Source organism: Streptococcus sp. HMSC34B10 (genome assembly GCF_001839505.1).
GTDB classification, from domain to species: domain Bacteria; phylum Bacillota; class Bacilli; order Lactobacillales; family Streptococcaceae; genus Streptococcus; species Streptococcus peroris.
In genome coordinates this window covers 1-11,668 of the sequence record NZ_KV841555.1, presented here as the reverse complement: position 1 = coordinate 11,668, position 11,668 = coordinate 1, and the positions used below count along the sequence as shown (strand labels likewise).

The following is an 11,668-nucleotide window of genomic DNA, read 5'->3' as shown; positions in this document are numbered from 1 at the left end:
TAACCGCTAAATACACACCAACAGTAACTCCAGTGGCTCCAACAGCAGAACCAGCTACATCTATTGGACCAAAAGGTCAAGAACAGACTGGCAAGCCAACATTCAAGGAAGGCGATAGCAGTGTTCCAATGAATGATAAGGTTCCAGCAACATTTGATGATGGTTCAACTACGAAGACTATTCCAGGTGTTGGTACTTACACAGTAGCTCCAGATGGTACTGTAACCTTCAAACCAGAACCTGAATTCACAGGTACAGCTCCTTCTGTAACAGTTGTTCGTGAAGATATGAACGGAACAAAAGCTTCTGCAACATACACACCAACAGTAACCCCAGTTACTACATTTGTAGACAAAGATGGTAAACCAATTCCAGGTAACCCAACAGAAGACGGCGAACAACCTAAGAAAGATATCCCAGGTTACCGCTTCGTTGAGACTAAGAAATTGCCTAACGGTGATACAGTTCATGTCTACGAAAAAGTGACAACTTCATATATTGATGAAAATGGTAAACCAATTCCAGGTTACCCAACAGAAGATGGCGAACAACCTAAGAAAGATATTCCAGGTTACGAGTTTGTGAAGACAGTTGTCGATAAAGATGGTAATGTCCAACACATTTACAAGAAGAAAGTGACTCCAACACCAACTCCAGCACCAACTCCAAAACCAGTCTCAGTACCGGTTAAACCAGTTAAACCAACTACACCAGCTCCAGTAGCTCATACAGTAGAAACTAAGGAAGATGCTCCTCAATTGCCAAATACTGGTTCTGAAGATCATTCTAGCCTTGCTGCACTTGGTTTAGTAGGTGTCTTGAGTGGATTTGGGCTTATCGCTCGTAAAAAGAAAGAAGACTAATCTGATTTTTTCAAAAGAGAAATAGTCAGCTTTCTACTTAAAAACTAGTACATCATTCGATGTACTAGTTTTTTATCTTTTGATGAGAAAATTTCAATTCCAATTGGGATTCGACCATGTTGGATGTTTGCACGATTACCATTGGCGAGAACTTCTGGGCAGGTGGTGGTGCCATCGTTCTTTCAGTGTTACACTAGGTGATAACGTTGTTGCAGGAGCAGGAGTTGTCATTACAAAATCTTTTGGTGATAATGTAGTTCTGGCAGGCAACTCAGCACGAGTTATCAAAGAAATTCCAGCCAAAGAAGAAAATTAAAAGAACAGCATTTTACTGTTCTTTTTTCTATCATGAGTTTTGATTATCAATTGAACTCGTATAGTTTAAGAAAATTTTCAGAAAAAATTTAGGTTTATTTTAGGAAGGTCCCGTAGACTAAAATCATGTAAAATGAAAGACGAGGAAATGAGCATGAAAGCGAAAAAATGGACATTCTTATTAACGACTCTTGCTACTCTATCTCTAGTAACAGCATGTGCTCAGTCAACCGCAAATACAACAGCTAGCAATAGTACAACAACCACTTCAACTACAACAGCTAAGAAAACAAGTTATTTTACAGACAAGGACTACGACACTTCCTATGATGAAAAGGCAGCCACAACTGTAACCTTGTCTGGGTCAACAGCGACGGTATCAGGCGACGGAGTGGACGTATCAGGATCCACCGTTACAATCTCTAAGTCAGGTACCTATGTGATTTCTGGCCAATCTGACGGCGTTCAAATTAAGATTGCAGCCGAAAAGACTGATGATGTACATATTGTTCTAAAGGGTGTGACCATGACCAATACCAATGCTGCTATATCTGCAACATCAGCCGGTCATGTTTACCTAACTCTAGCAGATGGCACAACTAATAGCCTATCAGATTCAGCAACTAATAGTGACGAAAAAGCGGATGCAGCGCTCTTCTCTAAAGTGGACTTGACCATCAACGGTAAAGGAACTCTCAATGTAGATGGTAAGAAAAACAATGGTATCAAGGCAAATGATACACTTCACATCACAGGCGGAACTTACAACATCACAGCAGTTGGAGATGCCTTTAATGTCAATGATGAACTCAACATTACCGGTACAACCATGACTATCGATGCCAAGGAAGACGGAGTTAAGGTCGACAATGATGAGGACACATCTGTAGGAACCATGTATCTCTCTGATAATACCATCACTGTTACTGCAGGGGACGATGGTATCCACGCATCAGGTGATTTGGTTATTGATAGTGGTACCTATACCGTTAAGAATTCTACAGAAGGGCTTGAAGGTAAGTCAATCACTATCAACGGTGGAGACATCACCATATACTCAACAGATGATGGTGTTAATGCAGCTAACAAAAACGCCCAACAAAGTGAAATCTTCTTTACCATGAATGGTGGGAACTTGACAGTTGAAGTTGGCCAAGGGGATACAGATCCAATTGATTCAAACGGTAATATTACAGTTAATGGAGGAACCATCAAAATGACTGGTCAAACTGGTTTTGACTTTGATGGAACAGCGACCTACACAGGCGGAGATATCTATCTCAATGGTGAAAAACAAACTGAGATTGTCAATTCTATGCCTGGAGGCGGAGGGGCACCTGGCGGTGGCCCTCAAGGGAATGGTAGCCCTGGAGGTCCCGCTCCTGATGGACGACCATAAAAGAAAATCTCCTTTCTCGAAAGAGAAGGGAGATTTTTATGATATTAGGACGAGAAAGAATTATTTTCCGTCTTTTTTAAAGATGTTTTTCACGCCAGATACTGCACCTTCGACAGCTTCTTTTGCATCTTCAGCAACTTCTTTAGCTTTTGAAGCTACCTTTTCTGCAGCTCCTTCTGCTTGAGTTTTTGTATCGCCAGTTAGTTTACCAAAACCTTCTTTAACAGAACCTTTAGCTTGGTTGAATTTTTCTTCGATTGACATGGGGTATACCTCCGATAATGTATTCTATCATCTAAAATCCATCAGATAATAACTTAAGTATATACCCATTATTGTCAAAAAGCAAAAAACTGATACGAAAAGCATCAGTTTGTTTTTTAATAGGTTACAACATTCAATTGACCGTTATCATATTCTGCGATAAAAATATTAGAAACGTCTTCGAAACCTTCTTCTTTCAATTTCTCTGTTAGCCATTCCTCAGATTTGCCAATGGTTTCTAGGATTTCAACTTGGACAACACCATCGGTAATGAGAGGATATTTTGGATTTTCGTCACCCATTCTTACGACAATCAGCTGTCCGTTTTGCTCAATCACAGCTCTCTTGACATCCTTCAATTGGAAAATTCCTTGAGAGCGCAATTTAAGAGCAACATCAGCCGCAGCTAGACCTTTTGAACGACAAGCTTCTGGATCTAATGTTCCATTTTTAATGATAATAGTTGGCTTCCCGTCAATTAAGTGTTTGAAAAAGGAAATATTGGTATTCAGCCATTTAAGGAGCAGGATGAGAATAGTCCAGATAATGAGGATAACAACGTATTGGATGATGGTGATTGAACTATTGTAGATGATCCCGCCGATAATACCCCCGAGAACAAAGTTCTGTATTTGGTCTACTGCAGAACTTGGTGCTAGATTTCCTTTACCTGTTACATTGATAACAAAAACAAGAGACAGAAGCCCCAAGGCCAATTTAATCGCAATTGTAGCAAAAAAGCTTATCATTTTTCAACCTCCACGAGTTCAACGTCTGATTTATAGAGTTCCATTTTTTCTAATAAATAGCTATCTTGGTCAGTCCCGCTAATCGCACGATAAAAATTGTCGCCAACCTTAATAATCGCTCCATCAGTTATAGCCGAAGTATTGACATAAACATCTTTTTTATCAATACCTAACTCTTTTGATACAATCTCGATGAAGTGTAAGGAACTACGAAATTGATTATCGTTGGATTGACTGCTTTGAAGATTCGTAATGCTAATCAATACAAAAGCAATTAAAGTCAAAATAGAAATGATTGATAATTCACGGAACTTGCTCCCTTTTTTATCTTTGAATGCCTTAAATGCAAAGAATCCAGTTACAATCACTAAGAGCGTCGACACAATAATCATGACCCAATTCTGTTGACTAATCTGGCTTAGAACATAGTCATAGGAATAGAATTTCATAAGATTTCTCCCTTTTTCAAATTCAATCTATTATAAACTAATTCCTAAGTTTTAGCAATTTTGTTAGTAGAGGAAAAAGCATTTAATTGTTGTTTCCTACTTAAGATAAGTTTTTCTCCCATCTTGACTTTCGTTTTGCTTTTGTTATAATAGTACAAATTTAGAGGAGGTGCTCTATGATTCAAAAACACGCTATTCCTATTTTAGAGTTTGATGATAATCCTCAAGCAGTTATCATGCCAAATCACGAAGGCTTGGATTTACAGTTACCAAAGAAGTGCATCTATGCATTTTTTAGAGGAGGAGATTGACCGCTATGCTCAGGAAGTAGGAGCAGAGTGCGTTGGGGAGTTTGTTTCTGCCACTAAAACCTATCCAGTTTATGTCATGAGTTACAAGGGTGAGGAAGTGTGTCTGGCTCAGGCTCCTGTTGGTTCTGCCCCTGCGGCCCAGTTTATGGATTGGTTGATTGGCTACGGTGTGGAGAAAATCATCTCTACAGGCACTTGTGGCGTGTTAGCGAATATAGAAGAAAATGCCTTTCTCGTCCCTGTTCGCGCTTTGCGAGATGAGGGAGCCAGCTACCACTATGTAGCGCCTTCTCGTTATATGGATGTACATATAGAAGCGATTTCTGCCATCGAGCAAGTCTTGGAACAACTAGGCATTCCTTATGAAGAGGTCATGACATGGACGACAGATGGTTTTTATCGAGAGACAGCTGAAAAGGTTGCCTATCGCAAGGAAGAAGGCTGCTCTGTTGTGGAGATGGGGTGCTCGGCTCTTGCGGCAGTTGCCCAGCTTCGAGGAGTAGTTTGGGGTCAACTTCTATTTACAGCCGACTCTCTAGCGGATTTAGAAAATTATGATAGCCGTGATTGGGGCGCAGAAGCTTTTGATAAGGCCTTAGAACTATGTCTTGAAATTGTTAGTCATATGTGACTGCTTTAACTGTTTTATGGTACAATGTAACTATGTTATTCAAATCATTTTCGGAAAAAATAAACACGACCTTGGGGCGTTTATCACCTGCTCGTCGAATTTTTTTAAGTTTTGCTTTGGTTATTCTCGCAGGCTCTATCCTTTTGAGTCTGCCATTTGTGCAAGCAACAAGCTCCCAAGCAACCTATTTCGACCATCTCTTTACAGCAGTATCCATGGTCTGTGTGACAGGACTCTTTACTCAACCAGTAGCTACTACATATAACATCTGGGGTCAGTTAATCTGTATGTTTTTGATCCAGATTGGTGGTTTGGGTCTCATGACCTTTATAGGGGTCTTTTATATTCAAAGTAAGCAAAAGCTAAGTCTTCGTAGCCGTGAAACAATTCTGGAGAGCTTTAGTTATGGAGAAACTCAGTCTTTAATGGTTTTCATACGTTCGATTTTCTTGACGACTTTTATCGTTGAAGGACTCGGAGCCTTCCTGTTAAGTTTTCGTTTTGTTCCAGAATTTGGTTGGGGCCGAGGAATTTTTACCTCTATCTTCGTAGCTATTTCAGCTTTCTGTAATGCTGGTTTTGATAATTTTGGAAGTACAAGTTTAATAGCTTTTCAAACTGATCCTTTGATTAATCTAGTGCTTGCTGCTTTGATCATCACAGGTGGTCTAGGGTTCATGGTTTGGTTTGACCTGGCCACGCAGTTGAGCAAGAAAAAACGTCGGCTTCGCTTCCACACCAAGTTGGTTCTCTTCTTGACAGCAGGAATTTTATTTACTGGAACAGTTTCAACCCTCTTGATAGAGTGGAACAATCCGGGAACGATTGGCAATCTCAGCATCCCTGATAAATTACTGGTTAGTTTCTTCCAAACTGTCAGCATGCGGACAGCAGGATTTGCTTCTATTGATTTTACTCAGGCTAGGCCTGTTACCTTGATGATCTATATTTTGCAGATGTTTCTGGGTGGGGCGCCTGGTGGAACAGCCGGGGGGCTTAAAATCACAACCTTCTTTGTATTATTAGTATTTGCACGCAGTGAACTTTTAGGATTACCCCATGCCAATGTAGCTCGGAGAACAATTTTACCTCGGACAGTCCAAAAATCATTCAGTGTCTTTATTATCTTCTTGCTAACTTTCTTGCTGGGCTTGATCCTGTTAGGGGTAACCGCAGAAGGGAATCCGCGCTTTATCTACATCATGTTCGAGACAATTTCAGCGCTTGCCACGGTCGGAGTGACTGCCAATCTGACACCAGAGTTAGGCAGATTAGCTCTAAGCATTATCATGATACTGATGTTTATCGGACGAATCGGACCACTCACACTGTTAGTCAGTTTGGCTGAGTATCAACCAGATAAGAAAGATATGATCCACTATATGAAAGCAGATATTACCATAGGATAAGAAAGGATAAACTATGTCAGATCGGACAATTGGAATTTTAGGTTTGGGTATTTTTGGGAGTAGTGTACTTACCGCTCTCGCTCAGCATGATATAAATATAATCGCCATTGACGACCATGAGGAACGAATCAATCAGTTCGAACCTGTCTTGGTACGTGGAGTTGTTGGAGATATAACAGATGAAGAGCTCTTGCTCTCAGCAGGAATTGATACCTGCGATACAGTTGTGGTGGCAACTGGGGAAAATTTAGAATCTAGTGTGCTTGCAGTCATGCATTGCAAGAGTCTAGGAGTACCAACTGTTATTGCTAAGGTTAAAAGCTATACAGCAAAAAAAGTCCTTGAAAAAATTGGCGCAGATTCAGTCATTTCACCAGAATATGAGATGGGTCGTTCGTTGGCGCAGACTATTTTATTTAATAACAGCGTTGATGTTTTTCAGTTGGACAAAAATGTCTCTATTGTTGAGATGAAAATTCCACAATCGTGGACAGGCAAAAGCTTAAGTCAACTAGACCTTCGAGGACAATACAATCTCAATATTCTTGGTTTTCGTGACTATGAAAATGCTCCTCTAGACGTTCAGTTTGGTCCAGATGATCAATTGAAAGCTGATGGCTATATGATGGCAGTAATCAATAACCAATATTTGGATAATCTAGCACACCTCAATGATTAAAAGAGAAATGACCATTCTTTTTTCTAGTGACTATTGAGTCAATATAAGTATTTTATAAGAAGGATTTAAGAAAAATTTTAACTTTTTCTTAATCCTTTTTAATTTTAGGAGATTATACTAGAGTCATCAAAAAAAGAAAACTCTAAGGAGAATCCTATGAAATTCAATCCAAATCAGAGATATACTCGTTGGTCTATTCGCCGCCTCAGTGTTGGTGTTGCTTCAGTTGTTGTGGCTAGTGGCTTCTTTGTCCTAGTCGGTCAACCAAGTTCTGCACGTGCTGATGTCGTCAATCCGACTCCTGCTCAAGTCGTGCCAAACGCCGCCTCGGTGAGTGAAAAGGGCGACCTATCAACAGAGGTTCTAAATAAAGCAGTCGATGTAGCTCTTCCTTCAGAACAGTCTATTCCAACACCTAAAGCAAGTGTGGATACCACAAGCTCTTCAGAAAAAGCGGACGCAACTGCTAAAGAGCCGGTAGTAGCACCAAAAGAAGAAGTGCAAGCACAACCTGACTCTAAGAAACAAACAGAAGATGCAGTTAAATCTGTGGAAAGTCCTGCATCTACAGTTTCTGGACAAGACCGCGAAGCCAGTGAAGCGCAACCAGTAACCACCCCGGCTGAAGTTCAAAAAGGTGTGGCTGACAATACCAAAGACGCAGTAGATGTTCCAGCTACTTACTTGGACAAGGCCAACTTCCCAGGCCCGTTCACAGCCGGTGTCAACCAAATCATTCCATACGAATTTTTCGCCGGTGACGGTATGTTGACTCGCCTTATCTTGAAAGCATCCGATAAAGCCCCATGGTCAGACAACGGTTCAGCCAAAAATCCCGCCCTTCCACCAGTAGAGAAATTAGGCAAAGGCCTCTACTTCTATGAAGTAGACTTGGCAGATACCCAAGGGAAATCTGATAAAGAGTTGCTTAACCTCTTGAAACAAAACGGTACGCAAAGTTATAAAGCTACTATCAAGGTGTACGGTGCAAAAGACGGCAAGGCAGACTTGAGCAATCTGGTAGCGACTAAGGATTTGACTGTTAATTTGAATGGTTTGACCACACCAAATCAGGTTAAAGAGTCTGTTGTTAACAATGTCAAAGACGTGATTGATGTTCCAGCTAGCTACCTTGATAAGGCTATGGTTCCTGGACCTTTCTTGGCCGGTGTCAACCAAGTCATTCCATACGAAGCTTTTGGTGGAGATGGTATGTTGACTCGCCTCTTGTTAAAAACCTCAGATAAGGCCCCATGGTCAGACAATGGAACAGCCAAAAATCCTGCTCTATTACCACTTGAAGGCTTGGCTAAAGGTCAATATTTCTACGAAGTAGATTTGAATGGTAATACGGTTGGTAAAGATGGTCAGGATTTGCTGGAGCAACTTCGAGCTAACGGAAGCCAAACATATCTAGCTACCATCAAGGTGTACGGCACTAAAGATGGCAAACCTGATTTGACCAATCTGGTTGCTACTCGCCAAGTAACGATTCAACTTCATGGATTAGAAATGATGTCCAGAACTCCTCAAGGAAATCAGATGTCTATGCCTTCTTCTACGTCAGATTCTATGAACAAAATGAAGGAAATGACGAAAGAAGTCCATGCTTCAGAGATGAGAATGGCTGATTCTATGGATAATTCCATGGCTAAAACTAGGGGAAATGATGGGCAACCTATGCTACCAAATACTGGTGAAGCTCAAACGGCTACAGCTGGACTTGGAATTCTTGGCCTAGTCTTGGCAGGTTTTGTTGGATTTTTGGGTTGGAAAACCAAAAGAGAAGATTAAGGTTCAAATCATTTAAACATTACGGAAAATAGTGTTATACTAAAGCAAGTATAACACTGTTTTTGTCAAAGGAGTGTCAGATGAAAAAGACAATTTTGTTGGTTGATGATGAGATAGATATTCTGGATATTCAAAATCGCTATCTTTTACAGGCAGGTTACGATGTTTTAGTTGCCCATGATGGTAAGGAAGGATTAGAACTTTTTAGAAAAAAATCTATCGACCTCATTATCACAGATATCATGATGCCTAATATGGACGGTTATGATTTCATCAGTGAAGTTCAGTATATTGCTCCTGATCAACCCTTTCTCTTTACAACTGCTAAGACAAGCGAACAAGATAAGATTTATGGCTTAAGTTTGGGGGCAGATGATTTTATAGCCAAACCGTTTAGCCCACGGGAATTGGTTTTGAGAGTGAATAATATCTTGCGCCGTCTTAGTCGTGGAGGAGAGACAGAGCAGATTGAGCTTGGAGACTTAGTGATCAACCATGTGACTCATGAGGTTCGCGTTGGGGAACAATCTTTGGAATTGACAGTGAAATCCTTTGAACTTCTATGGATATTAGCCAGCAATCCCGATAGAGTATTTTCAAAGACTGAACTTTACGAGAAGGTATGGCAAGAGGACTATGTTGATGATACCAATACACTCAATGTTCATATCCATGCTTTGAGACAAGAGTTGAGTAAGTATACGAATTTAAACACTCCTGCTATCAAAACTGTTTGGGGATTGGGCTATAAACTGGAAAGACCGAGAGGTAAAAAATGAAATTAAAAAGCTATATTTTAGCGGGATATCTAGTTTCGACTCTACTAACGATTTTGGTCGTTTTCTGGGCTGTTCAACGAATGTTGATTGAGAAAAGTGAAGTTTACTTTCTAGTTGGAATGACCTTACTTGCTAGTTTCATTGGCGCAGCAGTGAGCATCTTTCTTTTGTCGCCTGTTTTTTCTTCTTTGAAACATTTGAAAAAACAAGCTCATAAGATAGCAAGCAAAGATTTCAGCACAGAAATTGAAACCAAAGGGCCATTAGAGTTTCAAGAGTTAGGCCAGGCTTTTAATGACATGTCCCGCAATCTACAAGATACCTTTCAATCACTTGATGAGAGCGAGCGAGAAAAAAGAATGATGATTGCGCAGCTCTCTCATGATATTAAAACTCCTATTACCTCCATTCAGGTTACTGTGGAGGGTATTCTAGATGGAGTAATCAAGGAAGAGGAGCGACTCCATTACTTAACCACAATTGGTCGCCAAGCCGAGCGCTTAAACAAGCTAGTGGACGAGTTGGATGTTTTGACTCTTAACGCTCAGCCTCAAGATATAGCTGACGAAGAAGTTGAAGAGGTCTTTTTAGATCGGCTGTTGATTGAATCAATGAGTGAGTTCCAACTTCAGATTGAACGAGAGGAGCGAGATGTTTACATTCAAGTGTTACCTGAGTCGGCGAAAATCAAAAGCCATTATGACAAACTTTCTCGTATTCTGGTCAATTTGTTAAACAATGCCTTCAAATATTCAGATCCAGGAACCAGAATTGAGGTACTTGCCCAATTGACAGAACAAGAGCTCACAATCAGTGTGAAAGACGAGGGTCAGGGAATCCTTCCTGAGGATTTAGAAAAGATTTTTAAAAGACTTTATCGTGTAGAAACTTCGCGTAATATGAAGACAGGCGGGCATGGATTAGGGCTTGCGATTGCACAAGAACTGGCCCATCAGCTTGGTGGTGAAATCACAGCAGAAAGTCAGTATGGCTTAGGAAGCAAGTTTACATTCAGCCTAAATTTGAAATAAAGATAAAAATCTCTTTACAAATGCAGTGTTTCATGGTACAATATCCCTTGTGTGAAATAGCAGCAGGGGAGCATGAAGCTCGTCAACAGGTGTCTTATGATAAGTAACCTTGGCTGTTTAGGCGAAGGGCATCTGCACGAATCAGGGCTTTCTAAGTGACTATTTCCACCGAAATATTATTTATATCAGGAGGACATACATATGTCACGTTATACAGGACCATCTTGGAAACAAGCTCGTCGCCTTGGCCTTTCACTTACAGGTACAGGTAAAGAATTGGCACGTCGTAACTACGTACCAGGACAACACGGACCAAACAACCGTTCAAAATTGTCAGAATACGGTTTGCAATTGGCTGAAAAACAAAAACTTCGTTTCACTTACGGTGTTGGTGAAAAACAATTCCGTAACTTGTTCGTAGAAGCTACAAAAATCAAAGGTGGCATCCTTGGTTTCAACTTTATGCTTCTTTTGGAACGTCGTTTGGATAACGTAGTTTACCGTCTTGGTCTTGCGACTACTCGTCGTCAAGCTCGTCAATTCGTAAACCACGGTCACATTCTTGTTGACGGAAAACGTGTTGATATCCCATCATACCGCGTAACTCCAGGTCAAGTAATCTCAGTTCGCGAAAAATCATTGAAAGTTCCAGCAATCCTTGAAGCTGTTGAAGCAACTCTTGGACGTCCAGCATTCGTATCATTCGACGCTGACAAATTGGAAGGTTCATTGACTCGTTTACCAGAACGTGATGAAATCAACCCAGAAATCAACGAAGCACTTATCGTCGAGTTCTACAACAAAATGCTTTAATTTTAAAATATATCTTACGAAAAGCCTACAACAGTGGGCTTTTTGTTTTTACTCTTTAAAACATAATTTCTTCTATGTTAAAGAAAAAATTAGTGCTTTTTTATTTATAAAAAGAAAGTTATTTTAACAGTAGTTAATATGTAGAAAGAAATTAATAAAAAATTTCAGAAAAAGAACCAAAC

At 40.3% G+C, this 11,668-nt stretch carries 11 protein-coding genes and 2 pseudogenes; 10 read left to right on the top strand and 3 right to left on the bottom strand.

From position 1 onward, the window contains the following. The 3 genes and pseudogenes from HMPREF3237_RS05335 to HMPREF3237_RS05330 all read left to right on the top strand — a co-directional run. On the top strand, nt 1-863 hold an 863-nt coding region (locus HMPREF3237_RS05335; protein ID WP_083327679.1), incomplete at its 5' end, for an LPXTG cell wall anchor domain-containing protein. Nucleotides 864-949: 86 nt separating this feature from the next. After that, a pseudogene (locus HMPREF3237_RS08830) lies at nt 950-1,179 on the top strand (DapH/DapD/GlmU-related protein); the annotation flags it as partial. A gap of 153 nt (nt 1,180-1,332) precedes the next feature. Continuing rightward, nucleotides 1,333-2,577, top strand: a complete 1,245-nt coding sequence (locus HMPREF3237_RS05330; RefSeq protein WP_070889078.1) for a carbohydrate-binding domain-containing protein — start codon at nt 1,333-1,335, stop codon at nt 2,575-2,577. Nucleotides 2,578-2,637: 60 nt separating this feature from the next. On the opposite strand, the gene HMPREF3237_RS05325 is transcribed toward HMPREF3237_RS05330, so the two are convergent. The 3 genes from HMPREF3237_RS05325 to HMPREF3237_RS05315 form a co-directional block, all read right to left on the bottom strand. Next, nucleotides 2,638-2,841, bottom strand: a complete 204-nt coding sequence (locus HMPREF3237_RS05325; RefSeq protein ID WP_070889077.1) for a CsbD family protein — start codon at nt 2,839-2,841, stop codon at nt 2,638-2,640. Between the two features lie 116 nt (nt 2,842-2,957). Continuing rightward, nucleotides 2,958-3,590: a DUF421 domain-containing protein gene (locus tag HMPREF3237_RS05320; protein ID WP_070889076.1), complete on the bottom strand. Its 633-nt coding sequence runs from the start codon at nt 3,588-3,590 to the stop codon at nt 2,958-2,960. Further along, nucleotides 3,587-4,039 carry a DUF3290 family protein gene (locus tag HMPREF3237_RS05315; RefSeq protein ID WP_070889075.1) on the bottom strand — a complete coding sequence of 151 codons (453 nt, stop codon included), beginning with the start codon at nt 4,037-4,039 and terminating at the stop codon, nt 3,587-3,589. Before HMPREF3237_RS05315 ends, HMPREF3237_RS05320 begins: the two co-directional genes overlap by 4 nt. Before the next feature lie 176 nt (nt 4,040-4,215). Here HMPREF3237_RS05315 and HMPREF3237_RS05310 point away from each other — a divergent pair. From HMPREF3237_RS05310 to rpsD, 7 genes and pseudogenes are all read left to right on the top strand, one after another. Beyond that, nucleotides 4,216-4,981 (top strand): annotated as a pseudogene (locus HMPREF3237_RS05310) (nucleoside phosphorylase). 32 nt (nt 4,982-5,013) lie between these two features. After that, nucleotides 5,014-6,390: a TrkH family potassium uptake protein gene (locus HMPREF3237_RS05305; RefSeq protein WP_070889074.1), complete on the top strand. Its 1,377-nt coding sequence runs from the start codon at nt 5,014-5,016 to the stop codon at nt 6,388-6,390. A gap of 13 nt (nt 6,391-6,403) precedes the next feature. Continuing rightward, nucleotides 6,404-7,069 carry a potassium channel family protein gene (locus HMPREF3237_RS05300; RefSeq protein WP_070889073.1) on the top strand — a complete coding sequence of 222 codons (666 nt, stop codon included), beginning with the start codon at nt 6,404-6,406 and terminating at the stop codon, nt 7,067-7,069. 156 nt (nt 7,070-7,225) lie between these two features. After that, nucleotides 7,226-8,863, top strand: coding sequence for an SSURE domain-containing protein (locus HMPREF3237_RS05295; protein WP_070889072.1), 1,638 nt, complete (start codon nt 7,226-7,228; stop codon nt 8,861-8,863). A gap of 80 nt (nt 8,864-8,943) precedes the next feature. Beyond that, complete coding sequence (locus tag HMPREF3237_RS05290) at nt 8,944-9,642, top strand: response regulator transcription factor (protein WP_006144800.1); 699 nt, start codon at nt 8,944-8,946, stop codon at nt 9,640-9,642. Then, nucleotides 9,639-10,673 (top strand): sensor histidine kinase, encoded by a 1,035-nt coding sequence (locus tag HMPREF3237_RS05285; protein WP_070889071.1) that lies wholly within the window; start codon nt 9,639-9,641, stop codon nt 10,671-10,673. Before HMPREF3237_RS05290 ends, HMPREF3237_RS05285 begins: the two co-directional genes overlap by 4 nt. A gap of 201 nt (nt 10,674-10,874) precedes the next feature. After that, nucleotides 10,875-11,486 carry a 30S ribosomal protein S4 gene (gene rpsD / locus HMPREF3237_RS05280; RefSeq protein WP_006144803.1) on the top strand — a complete coding sequence of 204 codons (612 nt, stop codon included), beginning with the start codon at nt 10,875-10,877 and terminating at the stop codon, nt 11,484-11,486. Nucleotides 11,487-11,668: the final 182 nt, after the last annotated feature.

Excerpts from the sequence above, each read along its gene's own strand:
- HMPREF3237_RS05300 (WP_070889073.1), top strand. The coding sequence starts at position 6,404 with ATGTCAGATCGGACAATTGGAATTTTAGGTTTGGGTATTTTTGGGAGT.
- HMPREF3237_RS05295 (WP_070889072.1), top strand. The coding sequence starts at position 7,226 with ATGAAATTCAATCCAAATCAGAGATATACTCGTTGGTCTATTCGCCGC.
- HMPREF3237_RS05315 (WP_070889075.1), bottom strand. The coding sequence starts at position 4,039 with ATGAAATTCTATTCCTATGACTATGTTCTAAGCCAGATTAGTCAACAG.
- HMPREF3237_RS05320 (WP_070889076.1), bottom strand. The coding sequence starts at position 3,590 with ATGATAAGCTTTTTTGCTACAATTGCGATTAAATTGGCCTTGGGGCTT.
- HMPREF3237_RS05305 (WP_070889074.1), top strand. The coding sequence starts at position 5,014 with ATGTTATTCAAATCATTTTCGGAAAAAATAAACACGACCTTGGGGCGT.
- HMPREF3237_RS05290 (WP_006144800.1), top strand. The coding sequence starts at position 8,944 with ATGAAAAAGACAATTTTGTTGGTTGATGATGAGATAGATATTCTGGAT.
- rpsD (WP_006144803.1), top strand. The coding sequence starts at position 10,875 with ATGTCACGTTATACAGGACCATCTTGGAAACAAGCTCGTCGCCTTGGC.
- HMPREF3237_RS05285 (WP_070889071.1), top strand. The coding sequence starts at position 9,639 with ATGAAATTAAAAAGCTATATTTTAGCGGGATATCTAGTTTCGACTCTA.
- HMPREF3237_RS05330 (WP_070889078.1), top strand. The coding sequence starts at position 1,333 with ATGAAAGCGAAAAAATGGACATTCTTATTAACGACTCTTGCTACTCTA.
- HMPREF3237_RS05325 (WP_070889077.1), bottom strand. The coding sequence starts at position 2,841 with ATGTCAATCGAAGAAAAATTCAACCAAGCTAAAGGTTCTGTTAAAGAA.